This is a genomic window from Vibrio sp. 5S239, from assembly GCF_041439575.1.
Classification (GTDB): domain Bacteria; phylum Pseudomonadota; class Gammaproteobacteria; order Enterobacterales; family Vibrionaceae; genus Vibrio; species Vibrio kanaloae.
Genome location: NZ_JBGOOM010000020.1, coordinates 18,348 through 36,205, shown reverse-complemented (window position 1 = coordinate 36,205; position 17,858 = coordinate 18,348). Strand labels below are relative to the sequence as shown.

Below are 17,858 nucleotides of genomic sequence, written 5' to 3'. Positions count from 1 at the left end.
TATGGGTTGATGAGATCTACGTCAGGTTTTTGTAAGTAATATTTAATAGGTAATTGTTCAGTAAGGCTCAGTGTGATCTATGTTTCAATTTGTTATTATTTGAAAAATGAGTTTTAAATCCGCATATGAAGGGAGTTTCCTGGCCAAACTCTCTATGTTTACCTCAAAACATAGGTGGGTTAAATTTGTTCGTTTTGATGTTTTACTGATGGCTTTATGGTGAGTGATTTTTAAGAAATGAGTGCTAGAAAGATGGAAACGTCAGTCATTGATTTGTGGTTTTGTTCTCTAAGTGATTTGGATGAAGGTAGTGATCATGTGTCGCGCCTAAAACAGAAACTTACTGCCGATGAAGTAGCCAAAGTTGAGCGCTATCGAATGCCTTCATCTCAGACTCAAGCTCTGTATGTGCGAAGCTGTTTGAGAGCGATCTTATCTCGTTACTTTTGTTTTCAGCCTGAAGAGTGGCGCTTTGAATATGGTGAAAAAGGCAAACCAAGCTTAGTTGAGAAGCAACAGATAGAAACTGGCCTGAATTTTAATATCAGTCATAGCAAAGAATATTTGTTAATCGCGGTATGCCAAACGAAAGGGCAACCACTTCAGCTTGGGGTGGATATTGAACATGCAAGAATCTCGACCAATATTGCTGCGATCATGAAGCATTACTTTTCGGAATCCGAGATTAGCGACTTTCTCGATCTGGATGACGCATCCCAAAGAGAACGTTTTTTCGATTTGTGGGCGCTGAAAGAGTCGTATATAAAAGCGACAGGCAAGGGGCTAGCCACATCGTTGAAAAGTTTTTCGTTCAATTTCTCCAATCTGACTAAGCAAACGCTGCCATTTAGTTCTTCTGATTTCCAATCGGTGTTGAATGGAGAGATTCGGTTGTACAGTGGAATTGGGTTGGATTTGGACGCTACTGAAATTGACGATGCTTCTACAAGCTGGCAATGTCGTTTAGGACGGCTGGATGACCAGTTCCGATTTGCCGTGACGCTTGGCGGTGCAACGCTTCCGATGCACTTAGAGATGAAATGTTTCCCAGTAGCTAAGCTACTTGGCTGAGTGTGAGCTTGTTATACTAGAAACTTAAACCTCTAATCTTGAAAAAAGCACACCATCAGCCACTCGCACTTTCAGCCACTCGTAATATTGGTTAAATCGTCTCGCCAAGCATCGCTTTTAATACTTCAGCGGGTACAGGCTGAAGTTGTTTGTCTTTATCAAGGCAGACCATTTCAATATCACCAATCACAGCAGGCTTAGTAGCATCTTTACGCCATACCTCTTGTCGCCATAAGGTTTTGTATTTTCCATCGAGTTCAAAAGAGGTTCGGATGTCGCAGATCTCAGCGAACTCAACCCCATCTTGAAAAGTCATGTTGGCTTTATAGACCGCAAAACCTAGTCCGTGTTCATTCCACAATTCCGCCAGTTTATCGCTACCCAAGACATGCTCGCGAGCACGCTCGAAGTATTTAAGAAAGTTAGGGTGATAAACCACGCCTGAGTGATCGGTATCTTCGTAGTAAATTTGTACTGGGTGATGGTAGATCTGACTCATGGGTAGCAACTCTTATTAAGTGTAAATCTGACTAAGTTGTGCTGCACTCTACAGGATAGATCGAAATTACTTCAAGGCATCACCGGTAATGTGGCTTTTGGTCAGACCTCATTCATTACTAATACAATGGTCAGCTTCCACCCATTTACAAATATTCTATGTGTCATTTTCCACCCATTAATTTATGCAGCGAGTTGGCGACGATTACTGGCAGATCTGACGAAGCCTTATGGTTAAAGGGTTGTTAATGGATTGTGTCAATATGGCGCGCAAATTGCCTTAGTTAATGCACGCAGTTCCCATTGAAGGGCTGCTTTGTTTACTAAGGAGAATAATAATGTTTAAGCCTCTTACCCTGCTGTCTGTCTCTGCTCTGGCGCTCACCAGTTTTAATGCTGCTGCAAACTGTGATCCAGGCGAAATCGTGATTAAATTCAGTCACGTAACCAATACTGATAAGCACCCGAAAGGCATCGCCGCTTCTTTACTGGAAGAGCGAGTAAACACGGAAATGAATGGCAAAGCTTGTATGCAAGTTTTCCCTAACTCGACGCTATATGATGATAATAAGGTACTGGAAGCCCTGTTAAATGGTGATGTTCAAATGGCGGCGCCATCGCTGTCTAAATTTGAGAAGTTCACTAAGAAATACCGCATTTTTGACCTTCCTTTCCTATTTGAAGACGTAGAAGCCGTTGACCGTTTCCAAAACTCAGAATCTGGTGAAAAGCTGAAGAACGCGATGAAACGTCGTGGCCTACAAGGTCTTGCGTTTTGGCATAATGGCATGAAACAGATGTCGGCGAACAAACCTCTAATCAGCCCTGAAGATGCAAAAGGTTTGAAATTCCGTGTTCAAGCATCGGATGTATTGGTGGCTCAGTTTGAACAACTAGGCGCTAACCCACAGAAGATGTCTTTCAAAGAAGTGTACGGTGGCTTGCAAACTAAGGTTATCGATGGCCAAGAGAACACATGGTCAAACATCTACGGTAAAAAGTTCTTTGAAGTACAAGACGGCGTGACTGAAACCAATCACGGTATCTTGGATTACCTAGTGGTTACGTCAAACGACTTCTGGAAGGACCTACCTGAAGATGTACGCACACAGCTTGGCACTATCGTTAAAGAAGTGTCTGAGACGCGTAATGCTGAATCTTCAAAAGTTAACCTAGCGAACAAAAATAATATCATCGAAGCCGGTGGTGAGGTTCGTACACTTACGCCTGAACAGCGTCAAGCATGGGTAACTGCACTTCAACCAGTATGGAAGAAGTTTGAAAAAGACATCGGTTCAGATCTTATCGATGCAGCATTAGCTTCAAACCAATAACACCGCTAGAGAAGTGGCGAGCGTTTTCGCCACTTCTTATTAAAACAATTATAAGCGGAGTCAATTATGGAAAAGCCTCAAATGGAACAACCAAATTCTAGCGAATCAGCACTGGAACCCTCTCTTTTTTCCAAAGTTGGAAGAGTTACGGATGCGATTGAAGAGTCATTAATCGCATTTTTCCTTGGCGCAATGACGCTACTTACTTTTGCCAATGTGGTATTTCGATACGCATTCAATGGCAATATCTTGTGGGCACTAGAACTGACGGTGTTCATGTTCGCTTGGATGGTGTTAGTGGGCGCATCTTATGGCGTTAAAAAACACTTCCACATTGGCGTTGATGTGATCATCAACCTTGCCCCAGAAAAGCTACGTAAAGTGTATGCGTTAATAGCCGTCACAAGCTGCCTAGCATTCTCAATCTTACTTCTTATCGGTTCTTGGAATTACTGGTACCCGTTCGCGACTGAGCGCGCATGGTATGAAACCGATGATATTCCAATGCCCGAGATGCTTCAGTTTCTTTCCGATTGGATGAATGAAGGCGAGCGATACGAGAAACTGCCACGTTTTATTCCTTATATGGCATTGCCGATTGGTATGGCAATGCTGACGTTCCGTTTTGCCCAAGTCGCTTACCAAGTAGTTACAGGCAAGCTTGACCGTATGATTGCAGGTCATGAAGCCGAAGAAGAGCTGGATGCATTGAAAGCTGATGTGTTAGCGGGTTCTGATGAAGACGCGACAGCGGTATTGGATTCGACTAAGCAGAACAAGGCGAATGAGTCGGGTACAAAATCTAACGGAAAGGAAGACTAATCATGGCAATGTTATTTCTATTCTTAATGGTAATTGCTTTCATGTTGGTCGGTGTACCAATTGCGATTTCCCTAGGTTTATCGAGCATCATATTCTTGTTAATGCACTCTGATGCTTCTTTGGCATCCGTTGCACAAACGTTGTTTAATGCTTTTGCAGGCCACTACACACTCTTAGCGATACCTTTCTTTATTTTGGCCTCTAGTTTCATGTCCACAGGCGGTGTGGCGAAACGTATTATTCGTTTTGCTATCGCAATGGTCGGCTGGTTCCGTGGCGGGTTAGCGATGGCTTCGGTTGTGGCATGTATGATGTTCGCAGCGTTATCTGGATCGTCTCCAGCAACGGTAGTGGCAATCGGTAGTATTGTTATCGCAGGTATGATCAAAAACGGCTACACAAAAGAATTCGCAGCAGGGGTTATCTGTAATGCGGGCACTTTGGGTATCTTGATTCCACCGTCAATCGTGATGGTGGTTTACGCAGCGGCGACCGATGTGTCGGTAGGTCGTATGTTCCTTGGTGGCGTTATTCCTGGCCTGCTAGCGGGTGTGATGTTGATGATTGCTATCTACATTGCTGCACGTATTAAAAAGATTCCAGCACAGCCATTTGTGGGTTGGGGCGAAATGTTCGCGGCAGCAAAAGACGCGAGTTGGGGCCTGCTATTGATTGTCATCATTTTGGGGGGGATCTACGGCGGTATCTTCACTCCGACAGAAGCGGCGGCAGTCGCAGCGGTGTATGCGTTCTTTATTGCCAACTTTATCTATAAAGATATGGGTCCATTTGCTGACAGGAACAACACTAAACCGGCTCTGGTTAAAGCGTTCCAAACTTTATTTCACAAAGACACTAAAGACACGCTTTACGATGCAGGCAAGCTGACGATTATGTTGCTGTTTATCATTGCTAATGCTCTGATTCTTAAGCACGTACTGACAGAAGAACGTATCCCTCAAATGATCACTGAGTCTATGCTTTCTGCGGGCTTAGGTCCGATTACCTTCTTGATTGTGGTGAACGTTCTACTCTTGATTGGTGGACAGTTTATGGAACCTTCAGGCTTGCTGATCATCGTAGCACCTTTGGTATTCCCAATTGCTATTGCACTCGGTATCGACCCAATCCACCTTGGTATCATGATGGTAGTGAACATGGAGATAGGGATGATAACGCCGCCTGTCGGGCTCAATTTGTTTGTGACCGCAGGTGTCGCCAAGATGTCGATGATGAACGTAGTGAAAGCGGCACTGCCTTGGGTAGGAGTAATGTTCCTGTTCTTGATTATCGTAACTTACGTGCCGTGGGTATCTACATGGTTACCGACCACATTGATGGGACCGGAAATTATCACTAAGTAAGTGTGGACATTATTTGCGTAAAATAGAAAAAGAACAATTAGAATGGAAAAAAGGAGGTCGTTAGACCTCCTCATCAATATTTTTACCGAAGTTCAAATGATGGTCGCTCTGTTGATAGAGGGACCTTTTTGCTTCTAACTCCGGTGTGTTTAAGTCGACATGCTGATCAATGTAATAAACACCATCTATTTCAAGTGTGTCAGTAATGGATGGCACTCTCGTTTTCTCACCCATAACCATCTCCTCACTGTTCTGATCGTAGAACATCCTATGACCGAAATAAGTATAGGTGATCTTGCTCACACAAATAGCTTAGTTTTCTCTTTGTCGATATGATTCTTTTACAAGCTGGTATTTTTGCATCTTGTCGTAAAGGGTTTTGCGTGGAAGTTGAAGCCTTTCCATGGTCTCTTTTATACTGCCATTACACTCAATAAGTGCTTGCTTTAGTGCACTTTTCTCAAAGTCAGAGACCAGCTCAGCTAGCGATAAGTGTTGGTTTGATTCAACGGTGTTGTCTGATAAATGAGAAAGCTTACCTAAAAGTACAAAACGCTCTGCAGTATTACGTAGTTCTCGTACATTTCCGGGCCAATCATGAGCTAAAAGCGCGTGCAGTTCTGTTTGTGGCAGTGCGGGGGCTGTTTTACCATAACGAGCTGCTGCGACGAGCAAGAAATGGTGAAAGAGTGCAGGGATGTCTTCTTGGCGACCTCTTAATGGCGGTAACTCTAAAGTGACAACATTAAGTCGATAATAGAGATCTTGGCGGAAAGTTCCTTCTTCAGCAGCCTTCTTTAAGTCCACTTTGGTTGCGGCAATCACCCGGATGTCGAGAGGCACTAAACCGTTTGAGCCAACCCTTTCAATGACACGCTCTTGTAATACGCGTAACAGACGGATCTGCGCTTGCATCGGCATGGATTCTATTTCATCCAAGAACAGGGTGCCGCCTTGTGCAAACTCAAATTTACCTACGCGTTTGTTATCAGCACCCGTGAAAGCGCCTTTTTCATGGCCATAGAGCTCGCTTTCAATCAGATTTTCAGGGACTGCACCACAATTGACTGCGACAAAATTTTGCTCTCGACGGCTGCTTTGTTCATGTAGGGAACGTGCGACTAGTTCTTTACCTGTTCCCGTTTCGCCAAACAATAAAATATCGGCGTTGGTATCGGCGACGTGAGTGATGATCGAACGAAGCTCAGTCATCGATTGCGTGTCACCAATGATTCTTGGACCCAGTGCTTTACTCGCTTTCAACGAACGCTTCAGTTCTTGGTTTTCAAGGGTCAATTGGCGTTTTTCGATTGCCCGTTTGGTGGTTTCGATCAAACGCTCATTGGCAAATGGTTTTTCAATGAAATCATAGGCACCATCATGGATAGCTTGCACGGCCATTGATATATCACCATGCCCGGTGATCATGATGACCGGAATCTCTTTATCTTTGTGCATGGCAGTGTTGAGTAGATCATGTCCAGAAATACCCGGTAAACAGATATCTGTGATGATCACATGGGGAAGACCATTTTTTTGGATCGCAAGTAGTGCTGATTCCGCATCATGAAAGAATTCAGCATTAATGCCAGCAAGCTCAAAGCTCTGCTCAATTGCCATCCTTAAATCGGATTCATCATCAATGAAATAGACGTGACACATAGTTATTCCTTTACTCTTTGATAGTGAATATTGCTGAAATTTTTGTTTTGCTTCAGTCCGTTTTGTTCTTTTTGGAACGTTGCTCGTCGGACACTATCGGGAGTTCAATACTAAAACGAGCACCGCCTTGCGGACTGACTCCTGTCACTAGTTTGCCGTTAATTCCGCTGATTATTTGTTGAGAAATCGACAGCCCAAGTCCAAGTCCGTTTTTCTTGGTGGTATGGAAGGGTTCAAAAAAGTGTCCCGTCGTAGGCGAGACAAAACCAGGGCCATTGTCATCGACATGAATCAACAGAGCTTTTGATTGTTCATTATCTGATTCCCTAATCTCTAACAGGATAGCCAATTGTTTATCTTCTTGATTTTCCATAGCTTGAACAGCATTGGTCAGTAGGTTAATGATCACCTGTTCCAATTGAATGGCATTAGCGAGTACGCAGACGTCGAAGATTTCAGGGAGCTCATTTACTTTGACTCGTTCAGTCTTTAACTGCGGTTTCATCAGTTCTTTTGAGGAATGAAGAATAGGCAGTATCTGCAATGTGTGTAGCTCTTCCGCCGTGGATTTCTTAGCGAAGGAACGGAGTTGATGGCTTATTTTTGCCATACGATCCGTCAGTGCTGAAATACGAGAGAGGTTGTCATCGACTCGGTCTGTCTTATCTTTTTCAAGAAAGAGTCGGCCATTGTCGGCATAACTGCGAATGGCCGCCAATGGGTTATTCAGTTCATGGCTGATGCTTGCTGACATCTGACCTAATACTGCCAGCTTTGCTGCTTGTATTAGCTCGTCTTGGGTCTGTCTGAGTATCTGTTCTGTTTCGATACGGTGCTTGATCTCGACGTGCAGTTCTGATGTGCGCTCAAGAACTTGAAATTCTAGCTTTTGTTTGGCTTCAGATTGCAGCCTATCGATCTGGGCGCGTCTTTGTTGGCGATGGTTGTTGAGTTGTATAGTGAGATAAATAATCGCAAATACCAAGCTCAACACTACCATATAGGCGATCAGATCCCACCAAACTAAGTGTGTCGGAGAGAATACCCGGACGGTTAATTTGGGGTCATCTAAAAAACGTGAGGAAGTAAAAAAGTGTTCTTGAACGAGTTTATGCGTTGACTTAATACTGCTGGTAGAGCTCTCCAAATCACCTGAAAAATGCAGACTCTCGATTTTTGTATCTAGATACTGCCTACTTTCTTGAATTCGAGCCTGTTGGGCCTTATTGAGTGGTTGGAGGCTTTTGAGTAACCATTCTGGATTACTTGACATAAAAACAATCAGGTCTTTATCGTCAGCAACAAAATAACTCTGTTTACCTTTCCAACTTGTTTCAATCAGTGATAAATCCATTTTTACGACAATCACGCCAATGATTTCAGCTGCGTAGGAGACAGGAAAGGAATAATAATAGCCCCGCTTCCCTGAAGTAGAACCTAAAGCAAAGTACTGATTTTCATTGCCGAGAATCGCTTGTTGATAGTAAGGACGAAACGCAAAATTACGTCCAACAAACGAGTGTTTAAGGTTCCAGTTACTGGCCGCGATGGTAGTGCCAATGCTGTCCAATAAGTAGGTGTCAGAGGCTTGAATCACAGTGTTGACGTGTTCTAGATAGCGATTGGTCAGTTCAATTTGTGCGGAGTTATCTGGTGAATGTAAGGCATCGACCAGTTCTATATCCTTTGAAAGCAGCTCTGGAATGTGCGCGAACTTGTCCAATTGACTGGAAATGTGAACCGAAAAACGGTCCAGCTTAGATTGATGATCATTTAACAAACTTTCATGGCTTGTGCTCCACACCCAATGACCGCCAAACACCATCAGTAAACTGTATGTGACCATTAATAGTATTGGGATTCTAAAAGCTTGAAACATGAAGGCTCTCCGCTAATTTTTTTGGTAAACAATCAAGCCTGTCTCCTCTCGTTTATGGTAGCAAATAGCGGTAGTTTTTGCTGGAAGCAGAGAGTGAACAGATGGTTGTAGGTTAAGGCTTTGTAACGGAGATTGTTGAAAAACTTATCGACTCTGAGGGGTAAAACAAGAGCAAGATCTCTTTTTAAGGTTTTTAGCAAAAAAAGGCCTCGATTCCCTTGAAAAAGTCGCTATTGTCCCCATTTCTGTTGTGCTAAGTGATGTTTTGACCGTTTTTGTATCATTTAGTTGAACGAATTTAGAGCATTCATCATTAAGCAGAGGTGAACGGCTCGACAGAGATTAAACAGATCGCTAGAATGTCGCGTCTAAAATCTCTGTCCTGAGGCTAATCGGAGATACCTTTCTTGTTTCTGAAAACAAGCTTTGTTGCGTTTTAATCGGCGCGTGAAGAACGAAGATATCGCTGATTAGTCTGGTGTTTAGTTGAATAATCAATTCAAACATCAATGCTCGATTTTAAATTAGGTGTTCGGATAGAGCACTACACAAGGATGCAGCCAACAACGTCGGCTTTTGAATTAAAGCTAAGTTACGGCTCATATGCTCAGATTACTGAGCCAGTTTTGAGGTTTATATAATGCAAGTTACTGTTGAAACGCTAGAAGGCCTAGAGCGCCGTCTTAATATTACTGTTCCTGCTGCTAACATCGAAGATGCAGTTACAGCTGAACTACGCAACATCGCGAAAAATCGTCGTTTCGATGGTTTCCGTAAAGGCAAAGTGCCAATGAAGATGGTTGCTAAAATGTACGGCAAAGCAGTACGTCAAGACGTGATGGGCGAAGTAATGCAACGTCACTTCATCGAAGCGATCGTGAAAGAGAAAATCAACCCAGCTGGCGCACCTACTTTCGCACCAGTTGAAAACAGCGAAGGCGCAGACCTAGTATTCAACGCAACTTTTGAAGTTTACCCAGAAGTTGAACTGAAAGGTCTAGAAAACATCACTGTTGAGAAACCTGCAGTAGAAGTTAAAGAAGCTGACGTTGAAGAGATGATCGAAACTCTACGTAAGCAACAAGCAACTTGGACTGAAGTTGACACTGCAGCTGACGCTAGCTCTCGTGCAACTATCGACTTCGTTGGTTCTATCGACGGTGAAGAGTTCGAAGGCGGTAAAGCTGAGAACTTCCCACTAGAGATGGGTGCTGGTCGCATGATTCCTGGTTTTGAAGACGGTATCGTTGGTAAAACAGCAGGCATGGAATTCGAAATTGACGTAAACTTCCCAGAAGATTACCACGCTGAAAACCTAAAAGGTAAATCAGCTAAGTTCTCTATCAAGTTGAACAAAGTTGAAGCTCGTGAACTTCCAGAACTAAACGAAGAGTTCGTTTCTAAGTTCGGCGCTGCTGACGGCGTTGAAGGTCTTAAAGCTGAAGTTCGTAAGAACATGGAGCGTGAGCTTAAGCAAGCTGTTAAGAACCGCATCAAAGAGCAAGCTATCGATGGTCTAGTTAACGAAAACAACATCGACGTACCTTCTGCTCTTATCGATCAAGAGATCGGTGTTCTACGTCAACAAGCTGCTCAACGTTTCGGTGGCAACACTGAAGCTGCTGACCAACTTCCACGTGAGCTGTTCGAAGAGCAAGCGAAACGTCGCGTAGTTGTAGGTCTTCTTCTTGGTGAAGTAATCAAGACTGAAGAGCTAGAAGCTGACGACGAGAAAGTTAAAGCTATCATCGAAGAGATGGCTACAGCATACGAAGATCCAACAGAAGTTATTGCTTACTACGAGCAAAACGAGCAAATGATGAACAACATGCGTAACGTTGCTTTAGAAGAGCAAGCAGTTGATGCAATCATCGCTAAAGCTCAAGTTTCTGATAAAGAAGTTAGCTTCAGCGAGCTAATGAATCAGCAACCTGCATAATATAGTAATATCTGATGTAGAAGGTTGACGTACGGTCAACAATTCTGCTAACAATGGTCCGTATGATTTAATCATTCGGGCCATTTATTTTAGGGACATAAGAATATGAGCTACCAAGAAAAAAATACAATGCCATCGATTATGGACGCGTTAGTTCCTATGGTGGTTGAACAAACTTCCCGTGGTGAACGCTCTTACGATATCTATTCTCGTCTGTTAAAAGAACGTATCATTTTCTTAACCGGTCAAGTTGAAGACCACATGGCAAACCTTGTCGTGGCTCAAATGCTTTTCTTGGAATCAGAAAACCCAGACAAAGATATCTATCTTTACATCAACTCACCAGGCGGTAGCGTAACTGCAGGTATGTCTATTTACGACACAATGCAGTTCATCAAGCCAAACGTGAGTACAGTATGTATGGGTCAAGCGTGCTCTATGGGAGCATTCTTACTAGCCGGTGGTGCTCCTGGTAAGCGTCACGCGCTTCCAAATTCACGTGTGATGATTCACCAGCCACTTGGCGGCTTCCAAGGTCAAGCGTCTGATATTCAAATTCATGCGCAAGAGATCCTAACGATCAAACAAAAGCTAAATAAGCTATTGGCGGAGCACACCGGTCAGCCTCTAGAAGTTATTGAGCAACATACAGATCGTGACAATTTCATGTCTGCTGAGCAATCAGTAGAATACGGTTTGGTGGATTCAGTTCTTAATCATCGCGGCCAATAATTGCAAGGCAATTGTTTAACGCAAAGTGATTCAAATTGATATACACTCAAACATAGAGAGTACAGGCTAAGAGGTTAGCGAATGACAGACAAAAGCAAAGAGGGTGGTAGCAGTAAACTGCTTTACTGCTCTTTCTGTGGCAAAAGCCAACACGAAGTTCGCAAGTTAATCGCAGGTCCTTCTGTTTACATTTGTGATGAATGTGTCGATCTTTGTAACGACATTATTCGTGAAGAAATTAAAGATGTTCTTCCTAAGAAAGAATCTGAATCGCTGCCTACGCCGCGTGAGATTCGTGAGCATCTTGACGACTATGTAATCGGTCAGGAATACGCGAAAAAAGTGCTAGCAGTTGCGGTATATAACCACTACAAGCGTTTACGTAATGGTGATACAACGGCTGAAGGCGTAGAGTTAGGTAAGAGTAACATTCTTCTTATCGGTCCTACTGGTAGTGGCAAAACACTACTTGCTGAAACACTGGCTCGTTTCCTAGACGTTCCATTCACAATGGCAGACGCAACAACACTAACCGAAGCGGGTTACGTGGGCGAAGATGTTGAAAACATCATCCAGAAGTTGCTTCAGAAATGCGATTACGACGTAGCGAAAGCGGAACGCGGCATTGTTTACATCGATGAAATCGACAAGATTTCTCGTAAAGCTGAAAACCCATCAATCACTCGTGATGTGTCTGGTGAAGGTGTACAGCAAGCTCTACTAAAACTTGTTGAAGGTACAGTGGCTTCAGTTCCACCTCAAGGTGGTCGTAAGCATCCACAGCAAGAATTCTTGCAAGTGGACACGTCTAAGATCCTATTTATCTGTGGTGGTGCGTTTGCAGGCCTAGATAAAGTGATTGAGCAACGTGTAGAAACAGGTTCAAGTATCGGCTTCGGCGCAGAAGTGCGTTCAAAAGACGAAACCAAAACTATCGGTGAATTGTTCACTCAAGTAGAACCTGAAGATCTAGTGAAGTATGGTTTAATTCCAGAATTCATCGGTCGTCTACCTGTTACAACAACACTGACAGAGCTTGATGAAGAAGCGTTAATCCAAATCCTTTGTGAGCCAAAGAATGCACTGACAAAACAGTATGCTGCATTATTTGAACTTGAGGATACAGAGCTAGAATTCCGCGAAGACGCTTTACGCGCTATTGCTAAGAAAGCAATGAACCGTAAAACAGGTGCTCGTGGTCTACGCTCTATTTTGGAAGGGGTTCTACTAGAAACTATGTATGAACTGCCATCTTCTACAGATGTAAGCAAGGTTGTGATTGATGAGTCGGTAATTAATGGTGAGTCAGAACCACTATTAATTTACAGTAACTCAGATAACCAAGCAGCTGTTGCAGAGTAAGTCTTTTTTAGACTACACGCTCAAATTGAAAAAGGAGGTAAGCAATTACCTCCTTTTTTTTATTCTTCCATTGAATCCAGTCGTTTAAGCCCCATATACTGCTTTATAAGTTTAAAGCGGAAGAGAGAAATATATGAACTTGGAACGTTCCGAGCGTATCGAAATCCCCGTGCTACCTCTACGTGATGTAGTGGTCTACCCACATATGGTTATTCCATTGTTTGTTGGTCGTGAAAAATCGATTACTTGCCTTGAATCGGCAATGGAAGCTAACAAACAAGTACTACTTGTAGCACAGAAAGAAGCGGACACTGATGAACCTTCAATAGAAGACCTATTTGATGTAGGTACCGTCGCTACCATTCTTCAATTGCTTAAGCTTCCCGACGGTACTGTAAAAGTACTTGTTGAAGGTCAGCAGCGTGCAAAAATTAATCAATTTAAAGAAAGTGAATTTTTCTTAGCAGATGCAGAATACGTTGTAACTTCCGAGCTTGACGAAAAAGAACAAGAAGTGGTTGTTCGTAGTGCGATCAATCAATTCGAAGGCTTTATTAAGCTAAACAAAAAGATTCCACCAGAAGTTCTAACGTCGCTAAATGGTATTGACGAGGCAGCACGCCTAGCCGATACCATTGCAGCACACATGCCCCTTAAATTGGTAGACAAGCAGCACGTTCTAGAAATTTCAGATGTAACTGAGCGTTTGGAATTCTTGATGGGCCAAATGGAGTCAGAGATTGACATCCTGCAAGTTGAAAAACGTATTCGTGGCCGCGTTAAGAAACAGATGGAGAAATCTCAGCGCGAGTATTATCTGAATGAGCAAATGAAAGCGATTCAGAAAGAACTGGGCGAGATGGATGACGCACCTGATGAATTCGAAACTCTGAAGAAGAAGATCGAAGATTCAAAAATGCCTAAAGAAGCTCGCGAGAAAACCGAGCAAGAACTGCAAAAATTGAAAATGATGTCGCCAATGTCGGCTGAAGCGACAGTAGTACGTAGCTACATTGATTGGATGGTGGGTGTTCCTTGGGCCAAGCGTTCAAAAGTTAAAAAGAATTTAGCGAAAGCGGAAGAGGTTTTAAACGAAGACCACTACGGCTTAGAGCGTGTTAAAGAACGTATTCTTGAATACTTGGCAGTACAAAATCGAATTAACAAGCTAAAAGGTCCAATCCTTTGTCTTGTTGGTCCTCCTGGTGTAGGTAAAACCTCGCTAGGCCGTTCGATTGCAGCGGCAACGGGCCGTAAGTACACTCGTATGGCACTAGGCGGCGTCCGTGATGAAGCTGAGATTCGTGGTCACCGTCGTACGTATATTGGCTCTCTTCCAGGTAAGCTAATCCAGAAGATGTCTAAAGTTGGTGTTAAAAACCCTCTATTCTTATTAGATGAGATCGATAAGATGTCATCTGATATGCGCGGAGACCCATCCTCGGCGCTATTGGAAGTTCTTGACCCTGAACAAAACGTTTCATTCAACGATCACTACTTAGAAGTAGATTACGATCTGTCAGATGTAATGTTTGTTGCAACGTCTAACTCGATGGATATTCCTGGCCCGTTACTAGACCGTATGGAAGTGATTCGCCTATCTGGTTACACAGAAGACGAAAAGCTGAACATTGCTAAGAGTCACTTACTGGACAAGCAAGTTCAGCGCAACGGTCTTAAGCCTCATGAAATTGAGATTGAAGACTCTGCAATCATCGGCATCATTCGTTACTACACACGTGAAGCGGGTGTACGTAGCCTAGAGCGTGAAATCTCTAAGATCTGTCGTAAAGCAGTGAAGAACATCTTGCTAGACAGCGACCTTAAGTCTGTAACGGTTAATATTGATAACCTGAAAGAGTACTTAGGCGTTCAACGTCATGACTTCGGTAAAGCGGATGAAAGTAACCGTATTGGTCAGGTAACTGGTCTAGCTTGGACTCAAGTTGGTGGCGATCTACTGACTATCGAAACTGAAGCAATGCCGGGTAAAGGTAAGCTAACGCAAACGGGTTCACTTGGCGATGTGATGAAAGAATCGATTCAAGCGGCAATGACCGTTGTTCGTTCTCGTGCTGAAAAGCTGGGTATTAACTCAGATTTCTACGAAAAGCGCGATATTCACGTTCACGTACCGGAAGGTGCTACACCGAAAGATGGCCCGAGTGCGGGTATCGCAATGTGTACTGCATTAGTGTCTAGCTTGACGGGGAACCCTGTTAAAGCAGAGGTCGGTATGACAGGTGAAATTACCCTTCGTGGTGAAGTTTTACCTATCGGTGGCTTGAAAGAAAAATTGCTTGCAGCACACCGTGGCGGCATCAAAACTGTACTGATTCCTAAAGACAACGAGCGTGATTTGGAAGAGATTCCAGGCAACGTAATCGCTGACTTGAAGGTGATCCCGGTTCAGTGGATTGATGAAGTACTCAAAGTAGCGCTAGAACGAGATCCGTCAGGGGTCGAGTTTGACGTGAAAAAATAGTGATGCATAGCAAAAATAAGTAAAGAATTACGCTGATAGGCCCGAAAAGGCTTGTCAGCGTTTTTTTTGGACGCTAAGTTATTGCTCAAAGCGGCAGCCCTTTTGCAATAAGGCTTGCGGCTAAATTAAAACCAAAATGGAACGTACAGTCATCAAGAAGTAGTCACAGATGACACATAGGGGAAAAACAGTGAATAAAACACAACTAGTAGAATCAATCGCAGAAAACGCAGACATCTCTAAAGCTTCAGCTGGCCGCGCTCTAGACGCATTCATCGAAGCAGTTGGCACAACGCTACAATCAGGCGACCAAGTTGCACTTGTTGGCTTTGGTACTTTCAGTGTTCGTACTCGTGCTGCTCGTACAGGTCGTAACCCAAAAACTGGTGAAGAGATCCAAATCGCAGAAGCTAAAGTACCTGGCTTCAAAGCGGGTAAAGCACTTAAAGACGCATGTAACTAATTTTCACTGCTGAAATCTCCATTTAAGAGAGGAAGGCAGTAAAATGCGTTTACTGTTTGAAAAATGATGTTTCATTCTTAAACAGTATGTGTACAAAGCACATTGAACTTATTTAAATTATGCGCATCCTACTGATGCGCATTTCTTTTTCTGATAATATCGCGTGAATAGATTTTTATTTTGAAGCCAATGCTTCATATCCGGAGAGCACTTAAATTATGATGGATCGATTACGCGAAGGCGTGAATAGCATCGCGGTAAAAATTATCCTTGGGTTGATTATCCTGTCATTCGTATTCGCAGGTGTAGGCAGCTACATCACCGGTGGCGGTAACAACGCAGCAGCTAAAGTTGGAAGCACAGAAATTGCTCGTGGTGAGTTCGAACAGGCTTACCAAAACGAACGTAACCGTATGCAGTCTCAACTTGGCGATTACTTCTCTCAAATGCTTGCAGACCCTGCTTACGTAGAATCTTTCCGTAAATCAGTACTTGATCGCATGATCAATGACGTACTGCTTGAGCAGCAAGCTGAGTCTCTAGGCCTACGAATCAGTGATTCTCAAATCCGTACCATGATTCTAGAAATGCCTCAGTTTCAAACGGCGGGTCAATTCGACCAAGAAGTTTACCAAGCAGCACTACGTCGTGCAGGTTTCAGCGCAGAAAGCTTCGCAGAATACATGCGTCGTGACCTAATGCGCAACCAGCTTGTGACTGCACTTCAAGGCAGTGAATTCGTTCTTCAAGGCGAAATCGATACTCAGAGCAAGCTTATCGCACAAACTCGTGACATTCGCACAGTGACACTGTCTGTTGCTGACCTAGCAAAAGACATCGAGTTAACTGACGAGCAAATCGAACAGTACTACCAAGAGAACCCAGCAGCTTATACTCGTCCAGAGCAAGCTAAGGTATCTTACATTGAGCTTTCTGCTGAAGCGCTTAAGTCTCAGCTTGAAGTAAGCGATGAAGAAGCACAGAAATACTACCAAGAGCACCTAGACAAGTACTCAACTGAAGAGCAACGTAAAGTTAGCCACATCCTAGTTCAAGGCGATGACGAAGCGAAAGCTCAGTCAATCCTAGACGAGCTAAATGCAGGCGCTGATTTTACTACGCTAGCGGAAGAGAAATCTGACGACTTCGGTAGTGCAGACGTTGGCGGTGACCTAGGTTGGATTGAACGCGACGTTATGGACCCAGCGTTTGAAGATGCAGCTTTTGCTCTTGAAACTATTGGCGACATAACTGGTTTAGTTAAGTCTGATTTTGGCTACCACATCATCAAGTTAGACGAGCTAAAAGCGTCTCAAGCTCAGTCTTACCAAGAAGTAGCGGCTGAGATTAAGCAAGAGCTTATAGACCAGCATGCTGTCGACCAGTTCTACGAGAAGCAAACTGAACTAGAGAAAGTGGCATTTGAATTCCCAGATTCTTTGGACGATTCAGCTGAAGCTATTAACGCTAAGATCACAACAACGGGTTTCATTTCGCAAGTTGATGCTCCAGAACTCCTCATGACACCTGCAGTTATGCAAGCGATCTTGAGTCCTGAAGTGAAAGAAGATGGTTTAAACTCTGAAGTTATCGAAGTTGCACCTGAGCATGTGATTGTTGTTCGTGTAGAAGAAACTCGTGACGAAACCGTTCTTCCGCTAGCTGAAGTGAAAGAGCAAGTTGTGGCTGCATTGTCTGCTGTTCAAGCTGAGCAACAAGCGATTGAACTAGGTGTTTCTCTAGTGAACGAACTTAAGCAAGGCAATGAAGCAGTACTGGCGGATAATAATCTTGAGTTCACTGAACTTGAAACGATAGACCGTAACTCTCCATTAGCATCTTCTGTATTCGCTTTCGCGAAACCAGAAGACGGTCAATCTGTATTCGGTCAGTCTAAAGACCAAGACGGTAATATTGTTGTTGTTGAGCTTTCAAAAGTAACGGCTGAAATCAACCCAGCTTACAGTACTCAAATTGGCGCTCAACTGGAACGAGTTGGCAACCAGCAAGATCTTACTAATGTATTAAACGTACTTCGCAAGAACGCGGATGTTGAATATTACGTAGTTGGCCAAGATCAGTAAACTTTGATTCACTCGATGATTTAGTATTGTTAATCAAAGTATGACTGTTGCTCTATAAATCAAATTTGTGAGCGAACAAACAAGCTAATGAAAACGAGATGTATAACAAAGCGGGTCACTAAGGTGGCCCGCTTTATTTTTATTTAGTTACTGTGTCATTTAT

14 protein-coding genes are annotated in these 17,858 nt (G+C 43.4%); 10 read left to right on the top strand and 4 right to left on the bottom strand.

The annotated features are described in order from the left end of the window. Window positions 1–252: 252 nt before the first annotated feature. Complete coding sequence (locus tag ACED48_RS15035; RefSeq protein ID WP_017056930.1) at window positions 253–1,071, top strand: 4'-phosphopantetheinyl transferase superfamily protein; 819 nt, start codon at window positions 253–255, stop codon at window positions 1,069–1,071. Window positions 1,072–1,162: 91 nt separating this feature from the next. On the opposite strand, the gene ACED48_RS15030 is transcribed toward ACED48_RS15035, so the two are convergent. After that, window positions 1,163–1,570 (bottom strand): thioesterase family protein, encoded by a 408-nt coding sequence (locus tag ACED48_RS15030; protein ID WP_017056931.1) that lies wholly within the window; start codon window positions 1,568–1,570, stop codon window positions 1,163–1,165. Between the two features lie 337 nt (window positions 1,571–1,907). On the opposite strand from ACED48_RS15030, the gene ACED48_RS15025 reads away from it, so the two are divergent. From ACED48_RS15025 to ACED48_RS15015, 3 genes are all read left to right on the top strand, one after another. Next, window positions 1,908–2,903 (top strand): TRAP transporter substrate-binding protein, encoded by a 996-nt coding sequence (locus ACED48_RS15025; protein WP_017056932.1) that lies wholly within the window; start codon window positions 1,908–1,910, stop codon window positions 2,901–2,903. A gap of 66 nt (window positions 2,904–2,969) precedes the next feature. Beyond that, a complete protein-coding gene (locus tag ACED48_RS15020; protein WP_017056933.1) occupies window positions 2,970–3,725 on the top strand; it encodes a TRAP transporter small permease in 756 nt (251 codons plus the stop codon). Window positions 3,726–3,727: 2 nt separating this feature from the next. After that, window positions 3,728–5,089, top strand: coding sequence for a TRAP transporter large permease (locus ACED48_RS15015; RefSeq protein ID WP_017056934.1), 1,362 nt, complete (start codon window positions 3,728–3,730; stop codon window positions 5,087–5,089). A gap of 60 nt (window positions 5,090–5,149) precedes the next feature. Here the strand turns inward: ACED48_RS15015 and ACED48_RS15010 are convergent, their stop codons facing one another. From ACED48_RS15010 to ACED48_RS15000, 3 genes are all read right to left on the bottom strand, one after another. Then, a complete protein-coding gene (locus ACED48_RS15010) occupies window positions 5,150–5,323 on the bottom strand; it encodes a hypothetical protein (RefSeq protein WP_167346764.1) in 174 nt (57 codons plus the stop codon). A 78-nt stretch (window positions 5,324–5,401) separates the two neighbouring features. Further along, window positions 5,402–6,751 (bottom strand): sigma-54 dependent transcriptional regulator, encoded by a 1,350-nt coding sequence (locus ACED48_RS15005; RefSeq protein WP_017056936.1) that lies wholly within the window; start codon window positions 6,749–6,751, stop codon window positions 5,402–5,404. A gap of 52 nt (window positions 6,752–6,803) precedes the next feature. Then, window positions 6,804–8,630, bottom strand: a complete 1,827-nt coding sequence (locus ACED48_RS15000; protein WP_017056937.1) for an ATP-binding protein — start codon at window positions 8,628–8,630, stop codon at window positions 6,804–6,806. A gap of 640 nt (window positions 8,631–9,270) precedes the next feature. Here ACED48_RS15000 and tig point away from each other — a divergent pair. The 6 genes from tig (at window position 9,271) to ppiD (ending at window position 17,695) form a co-directional block, all read left to right on the top strand. Continuing rightward, on the top strand, window positions 9,271–10,569 hold the full coding sequence (gene tig, locus ACED48_RS14995; RefSeq protein WP_017056938.1) for a trigger factor: 1,299 nt from the start codon (window positions 9,271–9,273) through the stop codon (window positions 10,567–10,569). Between the two features lie 105 nt (window positions 10,570–10,674). Then, a complete protein-coding gene (gene clpP, locus ACED48_RS14990; protein WP_017056939.1) occupies window positions 10,675–11,301 on the top strand; it encodes an ATP-dependent Clp endopeptidase proteolytic subunit ClpP in 627 nt (208 codons plus the stop codon). An 81-nt stretch (window positions 11,302–11,382) separates the two neighbouring features. Next, window positions 11,383–12,663, top strand: coding sequence for an ATP-dependent protease ATP-binding subunit ClpX (clpX, locus tag ACED48_RS14985; RefSeq protein WP_017056940.1), 1,281 nt, complete (start codon window positions 11,383–11,385; stop codon window positions 12,661–12,663). 133 nt (window positions 12,664–12,796) lie between these two features. Then, window positions 12,797–15,148: an endopeptidase La gene (gene lon / locus ACED48_RS14980; protein WP_017056941.1), complete on the top strand. Its 2,352-nt coding sequence runs from the start codon at window positions 12,797–12,799 to the stop codon at window positions 15,146–15,148. A 169-nt stretch (window positions 15,149–15,317) separates the two neighbouring features. Next, entirely contained in the window at window positions 15,318–15,611 is a 294-nt protein-coding gene (locus ACED48_RS14975; protein ID WP_012604504.1) for an HU family DNA-binding protein, read from the top strand. Between the two features lie 218 nt (window positions 15,612–15,829). After that, window positions 15,830–17,695 carry a peptidylprolyl isomerase gene (gene ppiD / locus ACED48_RS14970; protein WP_017056942.1) on the top strand — a complete coding sequence of 622 codons (1,866 nt, stop codon included), beginning with the start codon at window positions 15,830–15,832 and terminating at the stop codon, window positions 17,693–17,695. Window positions 17,696–17,858: the final 163 nt, after the last annotated feature.

Bases quoted from the DNA above. Each gene is read 5' to 3' on its own strand.
- ACED48_RS15035 (WP_017056930.1), top strand. From the start codon at position 253: ATGGAAACGTCAGTCATTGATTTGTGGTTTTGTTCTCTAAGTGATTTG.
- ACED48_RS15030 (WP_017056931.1), bottom strand. From the start codon at position 1,570: ATGAGTCAGATCTACCATCACCCAGTACAAATTTACTACGAAGATACC.
- ACED48_RS15025 (WP_017056932.1), top strand. From the start codon at position 1,908: ATGTTTAAGCCTCTTACCCTGCTGTCTGTCTCTGCTCTGGCGCTCACC.
- ACED48_RS15020 (WP_017056933.1), top strand. From the start codon at position 2,970: ATGGAAAAGCCTCAAATGGAACAACCAAATTCTAGCGAATCAGCACTG.
- ACED48_RS15015 (WP_017056934.1), top strand. From the start codon at position 3,728: ATGGCAATGTTATTTCTATTCTTAATGGTAATTGCTTTCATGTTGGTC.
- ACED48_RS15010 (WP_167346764.1), bottom strand. From the start codon at position 5,323: ATGGGTGAGAAAACGAGAGTGCCATCCATTACTGACACACTTGAAATA.
- ACED48_RS15005 (WP_017056936.1), bottom strand. From the start codon at position 6,751: ATGTGTCACGTCTATTTCATTGATGATGAATCCGATTTAAGGATGGCA.
- ACED48_RS15000 (WP_017056937.1), bottom strand. From the start codon at position 8,630: ATGTTTCAAGCTTTTAGAATCCCAATACTATTAATGGTCACATACAGT.
- tig (WP_017056938.1), top strand. From the start codon at position 9,271: ATGCAAGTTACTGTTGAAACGCTAGAAGGCCTAGAGCGCCGTCTTAAT.
- clpP (WP_017056939.1), top strand. From the start codon at position 10,675: ATGAGCTACCAAGAAAAAAATACAATGCCATCGATTATGGACGCGTTA.
- clpX (WP_017056940.1), top strand. From the start codon at position 11,383: ATGACAGACAAAAGCAAAGAGGGTGGTAGCAGTAAACTGCTTTACTGC.
- lon (WP_017056941.1), top strand. From the start codon at position 12,797: ATGAACTTGGAACGTTCCGAGCGTATCGAAATCCCCGTGCTACCTCTA.
- ACED48_RS14975 (WP_012604504.1), top strand. From the start codon at position 15,318: ATGACACATAGGGGAAAAACAGTGAATAAAACACAACTAGTAGAATCA.
- ppiD (WP_017056942.1), top strand. From the start codon at position 15,830: ATGATGGATCGATTACGCGAAGGCGTGAATAGCATCGCGGTAAAAATT.